Consider the following 20,515-nt stretch of genomic DNA (forward strand, 5'->3'; position numbering starts at 1 on the left):
TGAGGCATGTATATGGTACAATCAAATATTTTATGCAAAAACGAGAAGCTTTCTGATGAACAGTATGGTTTGTACGATACGCGAATTAAAAATCGAAATTTATTGTCAACGTATTTAGTCGGAAGAATAGAGTATTCTGATGAACTTGTTGAAGGAGGAGTCTACCATAAAGGTGATATCTTGTTGAAGGTTTTATTTTTAGGGATCTCGTATGAATATAGTTGCTTTGGAGATGTGAGAGTTGTAAAAACCTATTGCAAAAATGGAAGCATTGTCGATTACAATAAACCGATATTATTGATGGAAAGGATGGAGATATGACTTCAGTAGTTATATATGGTGGGCAAGGAAATGTCCAGTTGAAGCATCTATATCAGATGATAAAAACAGAAAAAGGTCAGAAAATCTTATTGAGCTTGAAAAAAAATGATGAAGATTCCTATATGTTGATGCAGGGAATTTTAAGTAAAACAGTAGAACTAAATGATGTTCATGCATCGATGCTTGCGAACTTTCTTTATAATGAATGGTCAACAAATTATGAAGAATTAGTACCAGGTACTATATTTTCTGCTCATAGTGCAGGTATTTTTAATGTATTATTAGCTAGTGGAAGTGCAAGTTTTCCAGATATTGTGTATTTTATCAAGAAACGGGCTCAACTGATTAAAGATTTACAATGTAAGGAAGAACTTTGGTTATTAATGACTGAAAATTTAGATGATTTTTACCAAAAAGTACTAGATCAGTGTTATAAAAAAGTAAAATTGGCTATTATGACTGATGAGAACTCAGGTGTGATTGCAATGAATGAGGAAGATAGTGATCTTTTGGAGAGTATTGCTACTTCGGAAAAACAATTTTATAAACTAAGAAAATTAGGTGTAAAAGCACCATATCATACGGAATTTTTAAATCCATTCCTTGATCAATATGCAAAGTTAGTAGAGGAATTAAATATCGTACAAAATGATTCTTATGAATATATTTTTCATTGTGAAAATCTGAATGAAGAACTTTTGTATCAATGGAATAATACTTTCAATTGGAAAGGAATTATGGAGAAAATTTCAAGAAAAAGCAAAGAAATTAAAGACGTATCACCAAATAAATTTATTACAAAACAGATGCAAAAATTGAGAAAAAGAGAGAAGGAATTTGGATGAAAGTTGCAATTGTTACTGGAGGGACTCGGGGTATTGGAAAGTCAATAACTGAGGAACTATATAATGAAGGATATCAAGTAATAGCTGTATATAATAGTAATGATGCTAAAGCGCTTGAATTAACTCAACAGTTACCCGGTTTAGATGTCTGTAAGTGTGACATTTCAGATTCAAAAGCTGTTCAACGAATGGTGAGCAAAATATACCGTACCTATGGTCGAATTGATTGTTTAGTAAATAATGCTGGAATTATTCGAGATGGTTATTTCCTGATGATGTCAGAAGAAAAATGGATGGATGTTGTAAATATTAATCTAATGGGATTGGTTAACATGAGTAAAGCAGTTCTTAAAATTATGAAAGCAAAGCATATCCATGGAAAAATTATTAATATCTCTTCGACAAGTGGAGTTGCTGGACAAGTTGGACAGGCTAATTATTCAGCAACAAAAGGAGCTATTGTTGCGGTGACAAAAACTTTGGCAAAAGAGTTTGCACAAGATCAAATTAATATTAATTGTGTAAGCCCTGGTTTTATTGAAACTGATATGACTAGTGAATTGCGAAATAAAGAGGAAATCAAAGAGCATGTGATCCCTTTGAAGAGATTTGGTCGACCTGAGGAAGTAGGATGGTTAGTAGCATTTTTAGCTAGCGATAAAGCAAATTATATCACAGGAAAAAATATTGTAATTGATGGAGGAATGATTAATGATTAATTGGAACGAAGAACGTAAGGTGATTAAAACACGCCAAGAAGTAGTAAATGAGATTAAAGAAATTTTGATTGATTCTTTAATGTTAGATATTGATAAAGAATTGATTATGAATGATCAGCCTTTGTTTGGACGAGGATTAGAATTAGATTCTATTGATGCTTTAGAACTTTCTATTGGTATTTCAACAACGTTTGGCGTGGAATTAAATGATGATGATATGGCAGTGTTGTCGTCTGTCAACAAACTAGCAGACTTTGTGATTGAGAATAGTGAGGAATTTATCAATGAAGATTAAAATTGAAGATATTATTAAAATGTTGCCTCATCGATATCCATTTTTATTGGTAGATGGAGTACAAAGTTACAAGAAAGGCTTGATTGAATGTCGTAAAAATATCACAATTAATGAACCATATTTCCAGGGGCATTTTCCGGGCCGACCAATTGTTCCGGGAGTATTAATGATTGAGATGGCGGCACAGTCTGCAGCTTTACTTTATATTCTTGATTCATTAGGAAGTGAAGTTATGACTTCTGAATTATTTACATCGGAAAATATCGCTGAAAAAGTTGGATATTTAGCAAGTGTGAAAAATTTTAAGTTTAAACAAATAGTTACCCCAGGTGATCAGTTAAAAATTATTTGCAAGTCGCAATCAAAACTAGGACAACTTTTAGAAATCCATGTGGTTATTCGAAATGAGAAAAATAAAGAAGTGGCTTCAGGAAGGATGTTGGTGTCAGAAAATGGAAATTAGATTACACAATGTAAAGAAAAGCTATGGTTCCTTTGAGGCTTTGAAAGGAATTGATTTAGTTCTTGAGGAAGGTAAATTTTATGGACTCCTTGGACCAAATGGAGCTGGAAAAACAACGCTTTTTAATTTATTAATTAAAAATTTTAAGCCAAGTTCAGGAGAAATTTCTTGGGACGTAAATGGAAAAAAAATATCAACTAAAGATTTTTATCGACATATCGGTATTGTATTTCAAAGTAATCGTTTAGATGATAACTTAACGGTAGAGGAAAACTTGATTTCTCGAGGAGCCTTGTATGGATTATCAAAATCACAAGTACAAAAGCGTATTACAGATTTGCAATCCTATTTGGATGTTGCCACTCTTAAAAAGAAAAAATATGGTAGTTTATCAGGGGGCCAAAAACGGAAAGTAGATATTGCCCGAGCTTTATTGCCACAACCGTCTTTGCTGTTGCTAGATGAGCCAACAACTGGTTTAGATCCACAATCTCGTCATGATTTATGGGAAGCAATCAATCAGTTGAACAAAAAAGATAATATGACAGTCGTTCTTATTACACATTATTTAGAAGAGATGGCTGCTTGTGATATTTTAAATGTTTTAATTGAAGGGAACCTGTATTATTCAGGAGATATTGCCAATTTTATTAAACAGCATTCAACCACTAACCTGAATCTCACTTTAAAACCAGGAACATCACTGAAATCATTGTCTGTCTCTAAGTTTGTTAATAAGTGTCAGATCCTTTCTGAGGCAGAAGTCGTATTTAAGGATGTTTCAGTTGAAGAGATGATGGAAATTATTGCAGAAAATCAAGGAAAATCAATTATTGAAACATTTAATGTAGAATATTCAAATTTAGAAGCAGCTTATTTGAACTTACTAAAATCTAAAGGAGGAGAAGTGAATGCTTGAATTAATTTCTAGAAATCGGAAAGTCTATACACGAGATCGATTAGCTTTCTTTATGTCCTTTTTATCGGTGATTATCTTAATCTTAGTCTATCAAATCTTCTTAGGACAAATTCAGATTGATGCTATTAAAGAGGCTTTAAATAGTGATACCGCATCTACGGATACCATCCAGATGGTCAATTATTGGTTAATCTCAGGTTTAACGACCATTATTTCAATGACGAGTACTCTTGGTGCATTTGGAGTGATGGTATTAGATAAAGAAAAGAAATTGAGCGAGGATTTTAAAGTCAGCCCAGTTTCTAACTTTAAAATTGAACTATCGTATGCGATCTTTGCGATTTTATTTGGGATTATTATGACCATGTTCTCTTGTATCTTTGCAATTGGTATTTTTAATGGATTCAGTTCTCTTCTTGACTTTTCAACGACGGACTACTTATCTATTTTGGGAATTGTCTCAATGGGAACTGTACTAGCTGCAACAATTATTCTTCCAATTTTAGCTTTTATTCGAACCAGTTCAGCATTTACAACTTTGAGTACAATTGTTGGAACCTTTATTGGATTCATTTCAGGTGTTTATCTTTCTATTGGTTCTGTAGGAGAAAGCTTGCAACAGGTCATGACCTGGTTCCCTCTAACACAGGTAAATGCACTACTAAAACAGATTTTGATGAAAGATTCAATCAATAAAGTCTTTGATAAAGCACCAACTTCAATAGTAACTAATTACAAAGAGTCTTATGGAGTAATCTTGCAGAATCCTAGTGGTGAACATTTATCGAATCAGTTCATGTTTGCCTATATTTCTATCATCATAGTTGTTTTACTAGGAGTTCATTTTATTATTAAAAAGGTAAAAAAATGAAAGATAATAATAAATTAATGATTTCTGAAGTAGCTCCTGAGGATTATCAGGAAGTAATTGGTTTGTTTAATAAAAATCAAGTTTACCAGTTCTCAAATAAGATTCCATTAACCCCATTAGACTTAGATTTAACCATGAAAATTAAGGAAGTCACAAATTTATTTTTATTAAAGGAAAATAATAAACTCATTGGAACAATAGGTTTTTTTAAATTTATTACTCATGGATGTTTAAATCAAGATAGTAGCTTTAGTGGATATCTTCTAATTGATTCTGAAAATCGTAGTGGTCAGGCAATAACTTATCTGTATAAAACAATTTTAGAGACAATGACACATTTGGGTTTTGCAAATCTATATACAGAAATTAGTAAGTATAATAAACCTTCTTTAGCTTTATCAAAGTTGAATGGTTTTACAGAGTATCATGGTACTTATGAGGATATGTTGCATTATCGTTCTTTAAGAAGTAATTTGCCTAAGATTATGAATACATTTAGGATATCAGACTATCATGGAAAAGACTATGATTTATCAACTTTTCGAATATTGGAAGAGCTTGAAGATACCCAAAAAAAAGAAACACGAATTAGGACAACAATTTCGGAAGAAGAAATCATTTATAAAGTACAAGATAATGCAAATCTGCCCTATTCTTTAAAGTTAGATTTATTTCAAATTGAAATTGTAGAAATAGATGGACACCATATTTTACAAGTGAAGTTTCTGTCAGATGAAGTGAAGAAAGTACGAGTGAAGCTTGGAAAATTTAGATTTTCAACTTTAACCAAAGAGAATTCAAGTATTCGGTTGAAAAAAGATAATAAAAGCAGAGTACAAGCTGTTGTTGTTACTACAAATGGAAATATTGATGTGCAATTGGAGAGGACAGATATCGATGTTTCACCTGATAATGTACCTCTTTCTCAGACTTTTCAAGGATATGATTTATCCGTTTCTTCTGAAGGTAACTTAATTTTTAGCAAACAAGGGCGAAAAATTTTTGAGGATAGCTTTTTACTATTTAGTAGACCATCAGAGGCTCATATATTAGTAAAAGAAGAGAAAGACAAAATTATAATCACTCTCCTCTATAAAGGTGCCTCTATCCAGAAGAACATTGCTATTGTAAGTAATGAAAAAGTGATTTGTTCGTATGATTTTAATAGAAAAGCACAAAGACTATTTCCAAATCTTATCAAACAAGGATTTAAAATCCATTGCCAAGAATACTTAATTAAGGACGGAGAGAATTATCTGCCATATAAACCAGGTAGCTATCCTGTAGAACATGATGATTTTGTTAGAGCAGAGGATTTTAAAAATAAGATATTTAATTACTATGTTCCAGATGAGAGAAAAAAAGTCCAATATACTCCGATAGGAAAAGCGAGTAATCAAATGCAGTTCAGGCCTTTGTCGTTATTGGAAAAAGATGATCTGAATAATTTGACCTATCAATTTTCAATTTCACATGTTTGTTTTGAAAAAGATAGCTTAGGTTTAAAGTACAATCTACATGAAGATCCTATTTATAAAATGACGACAAATGACTTATTGAAGCAAATCTACGATATTCGTATAGAAGAAGAGCATAATTATGGTTTAAAGCGTTCTATTGCGAATCGAAAAAAATACTCAACGAACAATTTAATTTTATCCTGTAATCAAATTGTAATACCGGATCGAAATTTTTTAGCGGACAGTGATTTACATTCTATCTCGTTTGATTATAAGGTTCAAGGAGAAATAGAACAAGTTCGATCTATTGGGAGAATGACCTATGAAAATAAGTCATATGTCTTGGAGAATAGACAAAGCTTACTGGTGTACGATATAAAACAAGATAGATACCTACGATTTGAAGCAGAAGATGGTATATTTTATTCTTATAAAGAAAATAATAAATTAAAAATAAGGTGTATTTTTACTACGAAGTCATCTCACACAAGTAATGTGAGTATTACAGAATATAGAAAGAGTGAAAAAAATGAATACAATTTATAATACATTGCGAACAGATAAGGCGTATAAACTTTATGAAGGATTCCTTTATGAGGTTGCGGGTGAAGAGTATGAAGAAGTGTTAGATACTGTTCTACCAAAAAATATCGTATTTATGGATACAGATACATGTGGTTATACTTTCTTGCTGAACGAAGATGGTACAGTCTATGATGAAGTTTCATTCTATAAGTTTGATGATAAATATTGGCTTGCAAGTCACAAAGAACTCGAAACGTATCTTGAAGGTTCTGAATACAATTTTACTTTGACAGAAATTTCTTCTCAGTATAAAATGCTGCAACTAGAAGGAAAACAGGCTGGAGAAATTGCTCAACAATTTTATGAGTATGACATTTCCACGCTTAATTTCCGAGGGATCGTTGAAATGTCCTATGAAGGTCAGGAAGGTTATCTTGCACGCTTTGGCTTCACAGGAGAGTTTGGATATCAATTCTTTTTGCCTGAACATGCGATGCAACAATTTGAAAAAGAAATGTTGGATGGAATTTCTGAATATAGTAATGAATTGGACAATTATCTACGGTTTGAAGTTGGGCAACCCATTGAAGTAATTTATCAACAGGAAGATTATTCACTTTATGAGTTAGGTTATTCTTGGAATTTAGACTTTACAAAAGATGAGTTTAAAGGTCGCGAAGCCCTATTAAGCAGTATTGAATTGACAAACTTAAAGAGCGTTGGATTTAAAACCAGTGATAAAGTCGTACCTGGGGCATCAGTAATATTTGATGATGAAATTGTAGGTAAAGTATGCTGGACAGCAGATCAAAAAGGTTCGTTAGATTCTTATCTAGGATTAATGATTGTTGATAAAAACTTTGCCCATGCAGGAGTCTCATTTGTAACGGATAATGAGGTTGTGTTGCAGACCCTATCTAGTCCATATCAAATCCCAGAAAGTTGGAATAAATAATGAGTGTATATGTTAGTGGAGTAGGAGTTGTATCGGCTCTTGGAAAAAATTACCAGGAACATAAAACAAATCTCTTTAAATTAGAAAAAGGAATCACTAAAAATTCCTATGAAAATCATGGTTTCGTTTTAGATTCATATACGGGAAAAGTTCAATATGAACTTGAGGTTCCAAGTCAATATGAAGATGAAACGCGCAACTTTAAATTTGCATTTAAAGCATTTGAGGAGGCGCTTGCCTCTTCAGGTGTAGCTCTAAATGAATATAAAAATATTGCGGTCTGCTTAGGTACGTCCCTTGGAGGTAAAGTTGCAGATCAAAAAGCACTATATAGGTTTGAAGCGGGGGATTATCAAGTTGAATCGGAACTCTTAGAAAAGACGACAGTCCATCATATTGCGGATGAGTTAATGGCTTACCATAATATTGTGGGTTCATCATATGTAATTTCAACAGCATGTTCTGCAAGTAATAACGCAGTTATCTTAGGGACTCAATTATTACAGGATGGGGATTGCGACCTAGCAATCTGCGGAGGATGTGATGAACTAAGTGATATTTCTTTGGCAGGTTTTACGTCTTTGGGAGCTATTAATACTGATATGTCTTGTCAACCGTATTCTTCTGGTAAGGGGATTAGCCTGGGAGAAGGAGCGGGATTTATTGTACTTGTAAAAGATAAAGAGAAGGCTAAATATGGTAAAATCATTGGAGGAATGATTACGTCAGATGCCTATCATATCACAGCACCTAAACCAACAGGAGAAGGTGCGGCACAAATCGCTAAGCAATTAGTTGAAAAAGCTGGAATTGATTTCAAAGATATTGATTATATCAATGGTCATGGGACTGGTACTCAGGCTAATGACAAGATGGAAAAGAATATGTATACTAAACTGTTCCCTCCTACAACTTTGATTAGTAGTACCAAAGGACAGACGGGTCACACTTTAGGCGCGGCTGGAATTATTGAATTAATTAACTGTCTTGCAGCAATTGAAGAACAAACAGTCCCGGCTACCAAGAACGAAATTGGAACCGCTGATTTTCCTGAAAATTTTGTTTACAATCAAAAGAGAAAACATAGAATTAAAAATGTATTAAACTTCTCATTTGCTTTTGGTGGGAATAATAGCGGGGTTTTGTTATCCTCATTAGATTCTCCATTACAGACTTTTCCAACCGAGAATGATGTAGAGATGTCTATTTTATCATCCGTCGGTTCTATTCAACGAGATAAAGAATCACTAGTAGAATATGAAGAGATATCCAGTACCTTTAATAATTTCAAATCTTTACGCTTCAAAGGAGCAACTCCACCAAAAACTATTAACCCAGCTCAATATAGAAAACTAGATAACTTTTCTAAATTGGTTTCGGTTGTGACAGCTCAGGCTTTGGAGGATAGTGGTTTAAACATTAAAAAGCTGGATACAAGTAAAGTGGGAATACTATTTACGACACCATCTGGACCTGTGGAAGTTGTGGAAGGAATTGAAAAGCAAATTACAACAGATGGTTATGCTTATGTGTCGGCTTCAAGATTTCCTTTTACTGTTATGAATGCTGCTGCCGGCATGTTGTCTATTATGTTTAAGATTAAGGGACCATTATCTGTGATTTCTACAAATAATGGTGCAATTGATGGGATTCAATATGCTAAAGAAATGATGCGCAATAATCAGTTAGAATATGTTTTATTGGTCTCTGCCAATCAATGGATAGATATGGGGTTCATGTGCTTGGAACAATTTGGCTATGATAGCACTGAATATATTGGTGCGGATTACTGTTCAGTTCAAGTGCTTTCCTGTCAGCCAACGGAGAAGCATCCGATTATTCTAGGAAGTAAACAGCTTAAGTATAAAGACAAAAATCTTGCAGAGATTTCCTCTATTTTTAATCAGTCATTTCAACAACTTTTGTCAGAATTAAAGTTAACACCAGAAGATATTAAAGGATGTGTTTGGAATGAACGTAAGAAAATGAATAGTTTAAATTACGAATTTTTGAAACAATTATATGAACGTTACCAAATACCAAATCTTGGTCAAAATCAATTTGATTTTTCTTCAAATGGGGCAGGAGAAGAATTAGATTTTATTGTGAATAGCAATGTATCATCAGGATATTATGTAGCCATTTCCTATTCTAAGTTTGGTGGCATTTCCTTTGCAGTGATTAAAAAATAGGTGATACTACGAGTAAATATCTATTTGCCCCTTTTATGCTAAATTTGGGAGAGAGTCAAAGACTATCTAAATTAGCTAACCATTTGTTTAAGCAAGGCCATGAAATTCATATTATTGGAGAACGTCATTACCCATTTTTATTTGATAATGGTTCTTATATTGTCCATCATTGTTTGGGTGATGAAGCAATATATAATAGGGAACGTTATGAATCATTTTTCTCGCTTTCTACAGATTTTAACTTTTTATCAAAAGAAGAAATTGAGGACATTTGTTCAATTGAAAGAAAGCTATTACAAGAAGAACATTTTGATGCAGTTCTAACAGGATATCGATTAACAATTATAACTAGTTGTCGTCTGGAAGATACGCCTTTGATTTGGATTATTTCGGGTGCTACACATATTAATGAAATTGTTAAAAATGCAGAAGTAATTTTACCTAAAGGGACATTAAAGTTGGGAAATCGCCAAATGTCGGAAAAAACGGTTAAGAAAATGATTACTTCTTATTCTGCTAACGTTAAGACATGGAATAATTATATTAAAAAGCATGGTGGAACCCCATTTAAAAATGCTTTTGAAATGTTTACTGGAGATCTAAATTTAGTTGCTGATTATTCTGAGTTCTATGACTTTGAAGAAGATTCTAATTATAAGACAGTTGGACCTATATTGATAGATAAAGTTAATTTTTATAGTTATTCTAGATTAGGTAATAAAAAAATACTACTTAGTTTTGGAACCTCTTTTAAGCCATCGTGGGTAGAAAAATTTTTGGAGACTTTACCAACACAATATGAGTATATTTTGACAACTTGTGGAGTAGAACTTAAGTTACCAGGCCCTCATATTGAAGTAGTTAATTTTGTTGATTTTGAAACATTAGAAAACGATATTTATTTCGCAATAATTCATGGAGGACAAGGAACAGTCTATGCGATGGCTTCACAGGGTATTCCTTTTATTGGTATTCCATTCTTCAACGAACAATTTTGGAATCTCAAGAAGTTTAGTGAAAAGAATTGTGCTTACTTAGTTAAAGATCCAAATAGTGTAAATATTCAAGAAGTTATGAACTATTTTGAACAGCACTATTCCATGTTCAAAGATAATATAGTAGAATTAAGTCGTAATATTAAATGTGAGTCAGAAGGGTCATTGAAGAAAGCGGAGGCTGAAATTGAGGAATTTGTTAGAAACAGAGAACTATAATTATGTCATTGTTTACAAAAACAAAAATTTCAATCTCAAAAATATCTTATCTGGAGACAGACTTGCAAGATATCATCAGGCAAGTAGGGGTGAAACAAAGATAAAGTTGTTATCAGGGAGTTACTTTGTTTACAGATGTTTAAAGCTGTTGGGCTATTCGGAGGAAATTTCTCAGAAGGCATTTTCTGAAAAAAGTTGTTATTTGATTGAGTTGCCAGAAGGTAATATCAGCTATTCAAATTCAGGTGATTATCATGTGTTGACATACTCGATTTGTGATGTTACTGGAGTAGATATTGAAGTCTGCTTAGATAGACCTGAGAGTACTTATCGAAAATTCTTGAAAATAACCAATGAGGAGAAAGAAAACTTGAAAGATTGTTTTTATCAAAAATGGTTAGAAAAAGAAATCAAATATAAGCAACCTAAAATCAATGATATTAACTATTTCACTTTGGAAAATTATATATGTGGTTATGCATTTAATAATAAAAATGAAGTGAAGCTTATGAAATTATTGGATACGCATTTAGATAAGTTGGAATCAATGACGATCTTAAAATAAGCCAATCATCCTAACCTATCAACCAAGATGTTGATAGGTTTTTTCTTAAGCCTTCCTTAACTAGACCAATTTCTGGGATTTTAAAGGTTGACAAACAGAAAAAAGCATTGTATACTGACTCCGCTGATGATTTTTCTATCAAATCAGACTAGACCAATTTTATAAATTGGCTAAGAAAATAAGGGAACTCAAGAATGGATACCTATTTTCTTTCATTTTTATAGAAGGAGAAAGCACAGCTTGTCTGTGTCGTAAAAACTATGTGTGGAATTGTTGGTGTTGTTGGAAATACAAATGCAACGGATATTTTGATTCAAGGACTTGAAAAGCTCGAATACCGTGGTTATGATTCTGCGGGGATTTTTGTCCTAGGTGGCGCTGAAAGCCATTTGGTGAAAGCAGTTGGTCGTATTGCAGAATTGTCTGCTAAAACTGCTGGTGTTGAGGGGGCAACTGGGATTGGACATACTCGTTGGGCGACTCACGGAAAACCAACAGAAGACAATGCTCACCCGCATCGCTCTGAGACAGGACGTTTTGTCTTGGTCCACAATGGGGTGATTGAAAACTATCTTGAAATTAAGGAAGAATACCTTGCAGGTCACCATTTCAAAGGACAAACGGATACAGAAATCGCCGTACATTTGATTGGAAAATTTGCGGAAGAAGACGGCTTATCAGTGCTTGAAGCCTTCAAAAAAGCCCTTCATATCATCCGTGGTTCTTATGCCTTTGCCTTGATTGACTCTGAAAATCCAGATGTCATCTATGTAGCTAAGAATAAATCACCACTCTTGATTGGTCTTGGAGATGGCTACAACATGGTCTGCTCAGATGCTATGGCTATGATTCGTGAAACCAACCAATATATGGAAATCCATGACCAAGAGTTGGTAATTGTGAAAGCTGATAGCGTCCAAGTTCAAGACTATGATGGCAATCGTCGTGAGCGTGCTAGCTATACTGCTGAACTTGACTTATCAGATATCGGTAAGGGAACTTATCCTTACTACATGCTCAAGGAAATCGATGAGCAACCAACGGTGATGCGTAAGTTGATCCAAGCTTACACAGATGAGGCTGGTCAAGTAGTGGTAGACCCAGCCATCATCAAGGCTGTTCAAGATGCTGACCGTATCTACATTCTTGCGGCTGGAACTTCTTACCACGCAGGGTTTGCTTCTAAGAAGATGTTGGAAGAATTGACAGATACACCAGTTGAACTTGGTATCTCCTCTGAGTGGGGTTACGGTATGCCACTTCTCAGCCAGAAACCACTCTTCATCTTTATCAGTCAGTCTGGTGAAACAGCTGATAGCCGTCAGGTTTTGGTTAAGGCTAATGAAATGGGAATCCCAAGCTTGACAGTGACAAATGTTCCAGGTTCAACTCTTTCTCGTGAAGCCAATCATACTATGCTTCTTCATGCAGGACCTGAAATTGCTGTAGCATCAACCAAGGCTTATACGGCCCAAATCGCAGCCCTTGCCTTCTTGGCAAAAGCGGTTGGTGAAGCAAATGGGAATGCTAAAGCGCAAGCCTTTGACTTGGTTCATGAGTTGTCTATCGTGGCTCAGTCTATCGAATCAACCCTTTCAGAGAAAGAATTGATTGATAGCAAGGTTCGTGACCTTCTTGAAACAACACGCAACGCCTTTTACATCGGACGCGGTCAAGATTACTACGTAGCCATGGAAGCCAGTCTCAAGCTCAAAGAGATTTCTTACATCCAATGTGAAGGTTTTGCGGCTGGAGAACTTAAACATGGAACCATTGCTTTGATTGAGGATGGAACACCTGTTTTAGCCCTCTTGTCAGACTCAGTCCTTGCCAACCACACTCGTGGAAATATCCAAGAAGTGGCAGCGCGTGGCGCTAAGGTTCTTACCATCGCAGAAGAAAATGTTGCCAAAGATACAGACGATATCGTTCTTACGACCGTACACCCTTACCTCTCACCAATCTCAATGGTCGTGCCAACACAATTGATCGCTTACTTTGCAACCCTCCACCGTGGCCTCGATGTGGACAAACCACGGAACCTTGCTAAGTCTGTAACAGTAGAATAAAAATGAAAAGAGAGTGGGACAGAAATTGGTAATTCGTTAGAATTCGATTTCGTCGTCCCACCTCCGCACAGTTGAGTAGGGCTGTAAAAGCTGATGAAATCAGCGTAGTAGAGCCCACTCAACCACTGCGTCTTGCTCGACAATCCAAAGATAATTGAGAGGCTAGGACTTTTGTCCTAGCTTCTTTTTCTTTTATTAGAGAACGGGTTAAAAAACAGTGAGTTAGAAAAGAAAGGGTTAGAAAACCCATGAAAGCAGGAGCTCCATGGGCTATTTGTTTGATGGTGGTAAGACATACTCTTGGATAGCTTGCGCTACACCGTGTTCTTGGTTGCTGGTAGTGACAACTTGAGCTTCCTTCTGGACAGCTTCAGGAGCATTTCCCATGGCAACTCCAAGTCCAGCCAGACGAATCATGGGGAGGTCGTTGAAGTGGTCTCCGATAGTCATGACCTGTTCTAAGGGGACTTGGTAGTAAGTAGCCAGTTCAAGGACAGCATCTCTTTTTGAGACGGCTTTGGCAGTGACTTCTAGGTAGTTTTCCTTTGAAAGATAAAAAGCAGTCTGTGGAAATTCTTGCGGATCCAGCTTCTGATAGAGTTCTTGAATATTCTGAGTCTCTCCAATCAAGAGCAATTTATGTAGATGGAGAGTATCATCAGAGAGGGTCTGAGAAAGTGGTTGTATCTGGGGAGTTTCACCCGTAATAGCCGCCTCAACTTGGGTCCACTGGTCCTCTCTGGAGTTGAACCAGACTGCCCCGCTATAACAATTAATCGAAATGCTGGGATCTAGTTCGTCCACACGATGGAGGAAGGTGCGGATCTCATCTTTGTCCAGGCTGTGTTCAAATAAAATCTCTGCTCCCTTGACGATGAGAGCCCCATTGTAGCAAGCGATAGGTTCCTGATGGACGCCCAAACTTCTTGCGATAGGAGCAATCCCGATAGGAGAGCGAGCCGATGCCAAGATAAAAGGAATCTTTTTTTCTTGGAGCTGGGGAATGAGTTTGATAAGGGCGGGATCGACCTGATGATGCTGGTCCAGAATGGTTCCGTCAATATCACTGACAATTAAACGAATGGAAGACATAGGCACCTCCTTTTTCTTTAGTATACCATATTTTAGGAGAATGAAAAGGAGAGGTATAGTTGATTCTTATAACGGGGTCAAGTAATTTTCAAAGTAGGTCCCTTTCTTCAAAAATAAAATAATAGATAAGAATGCGCGCAAGGCTTTATTTTCAAGGACTTGCGCTTTTTTTGATACCTGCCTCAATAAAGAAATTTTAAGGCCTTGATAGGGAAAATATATTAGTCAGCTACTTTTTGAGGTGATATCATGGTTACAAATTTCAGAAAGGAAGCGGTCAGTCAGTCTTCCTTTTGGAGAAGATATTGAGGAGGTTTCACAGTATGAGTAAAAAAGAGTTGGTGCTTCGTGCCATTCGAGGTGAAAAAGTTGAGCGAATCCCTGTAGGATTTTGGCTCCATTATGTGACTCAAGAAGAAAAAGAATTGGGTCTCGACAATCCAGTAGTACTTGAAAAAAGTATTAAAGGACACCAACACTATGTTGAAGAAATATCCCCTGATTTTGTCAAGATTATGAGCGATGGCTTCTTCCGCTATCCGAGTGCCCTTTATTCGAGAGAGATTACATCGATCCAAGAATTGAAGGACATCCAACCAATTGGGGAGCATCATCCTTGGATTGAAAAACAAATTGAAGTGGTCAAGGAAATTCGTTCCCATTTCCATGAGGAGATTGCTTCATTCTACAATATCTTCTCACCCATTTCTTATTTGAAACGCTGGTTCCGGACGGATCAATCCCGTGGAGACCAAGTGATTGCGGCCTTTCTCAAAGAAGATCCAGAAACCTTGGCCCATATCCTTGATGTGATCGCAGGAGATATCGCCATTCTTAGTCGCCGCTTGATCCAAGAAGCAGGAGTGAAAGGCATTTACTTCTCAACCCAGCAGGTTCAAGATGAGCGCGTGACAGAGGAAGAATACCGCAAGTTCATTGAGCCGAGCAGTATCGCTGTCCTAGAAGCGGCTAATGAAGCGGGTGGGATCAATATCCTTCATATCTGTGGCTTTGAAGGGGCTAGCAATGAAGTGGAACTCTTCAAGGATTATCCAGCCCAAGTCATTAACTGGGCGACCCATCATGAAGGTCTGAGTCTAGCAGCAGGTCGCAAGCTCTTTGGCGATCGCGCTGTTTTAGGTGGTTTTGTCAATGGCAAGAAAGGCTTGCTCTACCAAGGGGAACGAGACGCTATCGAGCAAGAAACCCGTCGCTTGGTGGCAGAAGCAGGAAGTCGTGGTTTGATCCTTGGAGCAGACTGCACCGTGCCAGACGATTTCCAATTGGAACGCTTAGACTGGGTGCGTCAGGCGGCCATCTTGTAAGAAGAAAGGAGAGGGAGATGAAAAAAATCAATGTCTGGTGTATAGTGCTGGTAGCTTTATTCTTAGTCCTAGGGCTCGCAAAAGTTGCAGCCGCTAGCAGTCAAGAGGAAAGCAAAAAGGATCCGGATATGGCAAGGCTGGAGAAAATTCCAGCCCACAGTCTCTCCCTCATTCGCCCGTCTGATCTAGCGAGTGTCTTGCTCCTAGAAGATCAGTGATAAAAAAAGATGAAGGGCTTGATAAAAAATATATATTAGTCAAATAAAAGTCCAAGTGTTAAGATAACTAGCAAGAAAAGAACAGAACGAGGTAAGAACATGTCTACAAAAAGAGAATTAGTCTTAAAAGCTTTCAGAGGGGAAGCGGTTGATCGTGTGCCAGTTGGCTTTTGGCATCATTTTACAAGGGAAGATGAATGGTTGAAAGGATTTTCCAATCCAGAAATTATCGAAAAGAACCTCAATGGTCATAAAAACTTCCTACACAAGGTCAAACCAGACTTTGTCAAACTCATGAGTGATGGCTACTTTGCTTATCCAAACCCATCCATTCACAAAGGACTTGAAAATATCTCGGATTTAGCAGGGATTGAACCCCTCGGAGCCGATCATCCATGGATCACAGAGCAGGTAGAATTGGTCAAAAAAATTCGCGCTGGTTTTGAAGAGGACATTGTAGCCATCTACAACATCTTTGCTCCAGTGACCTACTTCAAATGGTTGGTCGGAGAAGTGTCAGGTGGAGATGACTTGATCGCAAACTTTATCGATCAAGATGCAGCAACTCTTAAAAAAGTATTGGATACTATTGGCCAAGATATCGCAAGTTTGAGCCAACGAATCATCAAAGAAGCAGGAGCAGACGGAATCTACCTCAGTGTTCAAAGCATCCAAGATGCGCGTGTCAGTCAGGAAGTTTACAAACAAGTCATCGCGCCGAGTGAACTCCATGTCTTAGAGACAGCTAAGGAAGCCGGTGGGGTAAATATCCTTCATATCTGTGGCTATGAAGGAGCTCGCAATGATATCCATCTCTTCACAGACTACCCAGCTCCAGTCATTAACTGGGCAGTCGGACCAGAAGGCATCAGCCTGGCAGAAGGACGCGAAATCTTCGGTGGACGCACGGTTCTTGGTGGCTTTGAAAATGGCAAAAATGGTCTTCTCTACACAGGAGACAAGGCTGCGATTCAAGCAGAAACCAAACGTATCATCGCAGAGACAGGAACTACAGGCTTGGTCATCGGTGCGGATTGTACCATTCCAAGTGACATTGATGAAGAACGAATCGAATGGGTTCGTGAAGCTGCAGCAGAATAAGGAAAATAGAAAGAGAGAAAAGAGAGTATGAGTAAAAAAACATGGATTATCGGTGGGGTAGCCGTTCTTGCCCTTGCAGGTGCAACGATTATTGGTCGAAGCCTGAATCACGCAAATGACAGCAAAGGATCAACAGGATCTAATAAAGTAACAACCTTGAAAGTGGCCCACACTCAAAACTATGTGCCGTACGATTTCGTCGATGAAAAAGGAGAATCAGATGGTTATGAAGTAGCCGTGCTCAAAGCCATTGACGAAAAACTTCCAGACTACAAGTTTGAGTATACTGGAACGAGTGACGACGACCTCTTGATCGGTCTAGAATCTGGTAAGTACGATATCGGAACCAAAGGAGCTTGGTATACCGAAGAACGCGCCAAGAAATTTATTATTCCAAAAGAACCAATCGGAGCAAGTATCATCGGATTTACGGTACGAAAAGAAGATGCGGATAAATACAAGAACATCGATGATTTCGCTAAAGAAAAAGGAAAATTGGTTCCAATTTCACCACAAAATGCCCAATGGAATGTTATCAAAGAATACAATGACAAGCATAAGGACCAACCAATCGAATTAACAGCTGCAGAATCGTTCAAAGTTGCAGATGCCTATGCATGGGTTCTGGAAGGACGTTACGATGCCTTCTTTGACATCAAACTTTCCTTTGAAAAAGCTGTCACAGATAAAGATGGCTCTTACCACCAATATGCAGACAAACTCAGCTGGTTTGCCTACAAAGGAATTCCAACTTACCCATTGATTCATAAGGATAAGAAAAACGAAAAATTTGCGGAAGCCTACAGCAAGGCCATCAAAGAATTGGAAGAAGATGGAACGCTTGCCAAACTATCCGAAAAATATTTCGGTGAAGATGTCTTCAGTTATGTAGATAAAGAAAAATAAGATGAAACTGGGTGCGTATAGCCCCAGCTTCCTTATTTCTATCCGGATACAGAAAGGAAAAAAACATGGTCTCATACGACATTTCCAAGGTCTGGTTATTTCTTCCAACCTTGGTCCAAGCCCTGCCAGCGACCCTAGCTTTGATGGTTTTAACGACGCTTCTCGGTTCGGCATTTGGCTTGGTTTTGACCTGGGCACAAGTATCAGAAGAGAAGGTGGGAGCTGGTCTTGCCAAAGGCTACGTCTTTACTTTGCGTTGTACCCCTCCGATTGTCTTGCTCTTCTTGGTCTTTTATGGGCTGCCACAATTTTTGAACTGGTGGTTGGGCATTGACATTGATCACTGGTCCAAGTTTGTCTTTGTCCTTGTGGCCATGTTTCTTCTCTTTGCGGCTATGATCTCTGAGGTCTTCAAGGCAGCCTATTTGGCCATCCCAAAAGGTCAAATGGAAGCAGGCTTGAGTATCGGCTTGACACCAGCTCAAACCATTTGGCGCATTGTCCTTCCCCAAGCCTTTCGCGTGGCTCTTCCCAATATGACGACTGCCATCTTAAACCTCATGCGCGATGCCGCTTTGGCTTATACCATTGGCTTTATCGATATCATGGGAGCAGGAAACAACTTGATCAGTCGCAATCTTGGGAATTATTCCCTCGAGACGTATACAGCCGTAGCAGTGATCTACTGGGCAATTGCCCTTGTGATCTCCTTCTCCGCTCAACTTCTTGAGAAACGACTCAGTGTAACAGAAAGGTAGCTTATGGATTTCAATTTTATTAGTAAAACGTTTCTAGCCACCTTAGGTGGCGTTCCAGTAACCCTTCTGATCATGGTCGTATCCATTCTCTTGAGTTTTTTTCCAGCCCTCTTTTTGGCGCTCGGTCAGATTTACAAGGTCAAAGGGGTTCGCAGTTTCTCAGTGGTTTACTTGGCCTTTATCCGGGCGACGCCTCCGATTCTCTTGATTCTCTTCTTTTATAGTCTCTTTCCTAGTCTCTTAAATAGCTTTTTTAAGAGCATGGGCAGTCACTTTAATGTCTTTGAGATCAATCCCATTTACTATGCCTTTATTATCTTTAGCTTGATGACAACAGGAAGTCTGGCTGAAATTCTCCGGTCAGCTATTCTGACGGTGGATAAGGGTCAACTAGAAGCAGCGCAAGCCATCGGTTTGACCAATCGCCAAGCCTATGTCCGCATTGTTTTTCCACAAGCCCTACGTGCAGCCCTGCCCAATTTGTGTAACCTGGTCATCAACTTGGTCAAAGGCACCTCCCTTGTCTTTGTCATGACCATCAAGGATATCACTGCCATTGCCAAGGTCGAAGCCTCTTATGGCTATCAATATTTTGAATCCTATCTCGTGATTTTTATTCTTTATATTGTCATTTGTGGGGTGATTCAGTGGGGCTTCAATTGCTTGGAAAAACGCCTGACACTCGCATAGAAGAAGGAGAAATGAAAAGATGTTAGAAGTAGAACACGTATCGAAAAAATTTAAGGACCACCAAGTCCTGGTAGATGTTAATCTCAAGGTCAACCAAGGGGATGTCGTGGTTATTTTAGGCCCATCTGGATCAGGAAAAACAACCTTCCTACGTTGCCTCAACCACTTGGAAAAGGCAGATACAGGCCACCTAACTCTAGGTGGAAAAGAATATGACCTTGCAAAACTCAGCAAAAAGGAAATTTTAGAAATCCGCCAAAAGACAGCCTTTGTCTTCCAGCATTACAATCTCTTTGCCAATAAAACAGCCCTTGAAAATATCTTGGAAGGCCTGATTGTAGCCCGCAAGATTCCAAAAGAAGAAGCTCTTCAACGGGCAGAATCAGCCCTTGAAAAGGTCGGCCTCCTCGCTTATAAGGATTACTATCCTGCTCAACTATCAGGTGGCCAGCAGCAACGGATCGGAATCGCACGTGCCATCGCAGTCAAGCCAGATGTGATCTTGCTGGATGAGCCAACATCAGCGCTGGACCCAGAGTTGGTCGGGGATGTACTAGCTGTTATGAAGCAACTAGCCCAAGAAGGAGTGACCATGGTTGTGGTAACCCATGAGATGAGCTTTGCGCGTGATGTAGCCAACCACGTCATCTTTATGGATGGTGGACACATCATCGAAGAAAACGAACCCCATGAATTCTTTAACAGTCCAAAAGAAGAACGAACCAAACAATTCCTTTCACGGATTCTATCCGACGCCACCTACAGCGTCGAATACATGATTTGATAAGAGGCACACCCTGGTAAGGGTGTGTTTTTTTGCTTCGGAAAATTTTTTTAAAAAAATGCAAAAAATTATGTAAAAAACTGTTGACAAAAAAATCAGTCTGGTTTATAATAATTTATGTAAACAAAAAGAGGTTGGGAAATCTCAAGAGTTTACAGGATCAATAGTGGAAAGGAGATGGTGAGATGCTATTTCCAAAATATAGAAAACTAATTGATAAAAGAAGGA

21 protein-coding genes are annotated in these 20,515 nt (G+C 37.6%); 20 read left to right on the forward strand and 1 reads right to left on the reverse strand.

The window, feature by feature from the left end; genetic code table 11:
- Window positions 1-12: 12 nt before the first annotated feature.
- From E5S68_RS08870 to glmS, 13 genes are all read left to right on the forward strand, one after another.
- Window positions 13-321, forward strand: coding sequence for a cylX protein (locus tag E5S68_RS08870; RefSeq protein ID WP_135783233.1), 309 nt, complete (start codon window positions 13-15; stop codon window positions 319-321).
- Window positions 318-1,166: an ACP S-malonyltransferase gene (locus tag E5S68_RS08875; protein ID WP_135783234.1), complete on the forward strand. Its 849-nt coding sequence runs from the start codon at window positions 318-320 to the stop codon at window positions 1,164-1,166. The genes E5S68_RS08870 and E5S68_RS08875 overlap by 4 nt, the downstream gene beginning before the upstream one ends.
- Window positions 1,163-1,885: a 3-oxoacyl-ACP reductase FabG gene (gene fabG / locus E5S68_RS08880; protein WP_135783235.1), complete on the forward strand. Its 723-nt coding sequence runs from the start codon at window positions 1,163-1,165 to the stop codon at window positions 1,883-1,885. The genes E5S68_RS08875 and fabG overlap by 4 nt, the downstream gene beginning before the upstream one ends.
- Window positions 1,878-2,180 (forward strand): phosphopantetheine-binding protein, encoded by a 303-nt coding sequence (locus tag E5S68_RS08885; RefSeq protein WP_135783236.1) that lies wholly within the window; start codon window positions 1,878-1,880, stop codon window positions 2,178-2,180. The genes fabG and E5S68_RS08885 overlap by 8 nt, the downstream gene beginning before the upstream one ends.
- Window positions 2,170-2,643: a 3-hydroxyacyl-ACP dehydratase FabZ gene (gene fabZ, locus E5S68_RS08890; protein WP_135783237.1), complete on the forward strand. Its 474-nt coding sequence runs from the start codon at window positions 2,170-2,172 to the stop codon at window positions 2,641-2,643. The genes E5S68_RS08885 and fabZ overlap by 11 nt, the downstream gene beginning before the upstream one ends.
- Window positions 2,633-3,562 carry an ABC transporter ATP-binding protein gene (locus E5S68_RS08895; protein WP_135783238.1) on the forward strand — a complete coding sequence of 310 codons (930 nt, stop codon included), beginning with the start codon at window positions 2,633-2,635 and terminating at the stop codon, window positions 3,560-3,562. The genes fabZ and E5S68_RS08895 overlap by 11 nt, the downstream gene beginning before the upstream one ends.
- Entirely contained in the window at window positions 3,555-4,433 is an 879-nt protein-coding gene (locus E5S68_RS08900; RefSeq protein WP_135783239.1) for an ABC transporter permease, read from the forward strand. Before E5S68_RS08895 ends, E5S68_RS08900 begins: the two co-directional genes overlap by 8 nt.
- On the forward strand, window positions 4,430-6,439 hold the full coding sequence (locus E5S68_RS08905) for a cylE protein (RefSeq protein ID WP_135783240.1): 2,010 nt from the start codon (window positions 4,430-4,432) through the stop codon (window positions 6,437-6,439). Before E5S68_RS08900 ends, E5S68_RS08905 begins: the two co-directional genes overlap by 4 nt.
- The gene (locus E5S68_RS08910; RefSeq protein ID WP_135783241.1) at window positions 6,423-7,373 is read left to right on the forward strand and encodes an aminomethyltransferase family protein; all 951 of its coding nucleotides are present in this window, start codon (window positions 6,423-6,425) and stop codon (window positions 7,371-7,373) included. Before E5S68_RS08905 ends, E5S68_RS08910 begins: the two co-directional genes overlap by 17 nt.
- Entirely contained in the window at window positions 7,373-9,565 is a 2,193-nt protein-coding gene (locus E5S68_RS08915; RefSeq protein WP_135783242.1) for a beta-ketoacyl-[acyl-carrier-protein] synthase family protein, read from the forward strand. Before E5S68_RS08910 ends, E5S68_RS08915 begins: the two co-directional genes overlap by 1 nt.
- Before the next feature lie 35 nt (window positions 9,566-9,600).
- Window positions 9,601-10,779, forward strand: a complete 1,179-nt coding sequence (locus E5S68_RS08920) for a glycosyltransferase (protein WP_135783243.1) — start codon at window positions 9,601-9,603, stop codon at window positions 10,777-10,779.
- Complete coding sequence (locus E5S68_RS08925) at window positions 10,757-11,344, forward strand: CylK protein (protein ID WP_229104828.1); 588 nt, start codon at window positions 10,757-10,759, stop codon at window positions 11,342-11,344. The genes E5S68_RS08920 and E5S68_RS08925 overlap by 23 nt, the downstream gene beginning before the upstream one ends.
- A 260-nt stretch (window positions 11,345-11,604) precedes the next feature.
- The gene (gene glmS, locus E5S68_RS08930; RefSeq protein WP_135783244.1) at window positions 11,605-13,413 is read left to right on the forward strand and encodes a glutamine--fructose-6-phosphate transaminase (isomerizing); all 1,809 of its coding nucleotides are present in this window, start codon (window positions 11,605-11,607) and stop codon (window positions 13,411-13,413) included.
- 270 nt (window positions 13,414-13,683) lie between these two features.
- Here glmS and E5S68_RS08940 read toward each other — a convergent pair whose 3' ends face one another.
- A complete protein-coding gene (locus tag E5S68_RS08940) occupies window positions 13,684-14,505 on the reverse strand; it encodes a Cof-type HAD-IIB family hydrolase (RefSeq protein ID WP_135783245.1) in 822 nt (273 codons plus the stop codon).
- A gap of 323 nt (window positions 14,506-14,828) precedes the next feature.
- On the opposite strand from E5S68_RS08940, the gene E5S68_RS08945 reads away from it, so the two are divergent.
- The 7 genes from E5S68_RS08945 (at window position 14,829) to E5S68_RS08975 (ending at window position 20,287) form a co-directional block, all read left to right on the forward strand.
- Window positions 14,829-15,830, forward strand: a complete 1,002-nt coding sequence (locus tag E5S68_RS08945; RefSeq protein WP_135783246.1) for a uroporphyrinogen decarboxylase family protein — start codon at window positions 14,829-14,831, stop codon at window positions 15,828-15,830.
- Window positions 15,831-15,847: 17 nt separating this feature from the next.
- Window positions 15,848-16,048: a hypothetical protein gene (locus E5S68_RS08950; protein ID WP_135783247.1), complete on the forward strand. Its 201-nt coding sequence runs from the start codon at window positions 15,848-15,850 to the stop codon at window positions 16,046-16,048.
- Window positions 16,049-16,147: 99 nt separating this feature from the next.
- Entirely contained in the window at window positions 16,148-17,149 is a 1,002-nt protein-coding gene (locus E5S68_RS08955; RefSeq protein ID WP_126403751.1) for a uroporphyrinogen decarboxylase family protein, read from the forward strand.
- Window positions 17,150-17,176: 27 nt separating this feature from the next.
- Window positions 17,177-18,055: a transporter substrate-binding domain-containing protein gene (locus tag E5S68_RS08960; protein WP_135783248.1), complete on the forward strand. Its 879-nt coding sequence runs from the start codon at window positions 17,177-17,179 to the stop codon at window positions 18,053-18,055.
- 65 nt (window positions 18,056-18,120) lie between these two features.
- Window positions 18,121-18,813, forward strand: a complete 693-nt coding sequence (locus E5S68_RS08965; RefSeq protein WP_135783249.1) for an amino acid ABC transporter permease — start codon at window positions 18,121-18,123, stop codon at window positions 18,811-18,813.
- 3 nt (window positions 18,814-18,816) lie between these two features.
- The gene (locus E5S68_RS08970; RefSeq protein ID WP_135783250.1) at window positions 18,817-19,503 is read left to right on the forward strand and encodes an amino acid ABC transporter permease; all 687 of its coding nucleotides are present in this window, start codon (window positions 18,817-18,819) and stop codon (window positions 19,501-19,503) included.
- A gap of 19 nt (window positions 19,504-19,522) precedes the next feature.
- Window positions 19,523-20,287 (forward strand): amino acid ABC transporter ATP-binding protein, encoded by a 765-nt coding sequence (locus E5S68_RS08975; RefSeq protein ID WP_135783251.1) that lies wholly within the window; start codon window positions 19,523-19,525, stop codon window positions 20,285-20,287.
- Window positions 20,288-20,515: the final 228 nt, after the last annotated feature.

It is taken from the genome of Streptococcus rubneri (genome assembly GCF_004785935.1).
Lineage (GTDB): Bacteria > Bacillota > Bacilli > Lactobacillales > Streptococcaceae > Streptococcus > Streptococcus rubneri.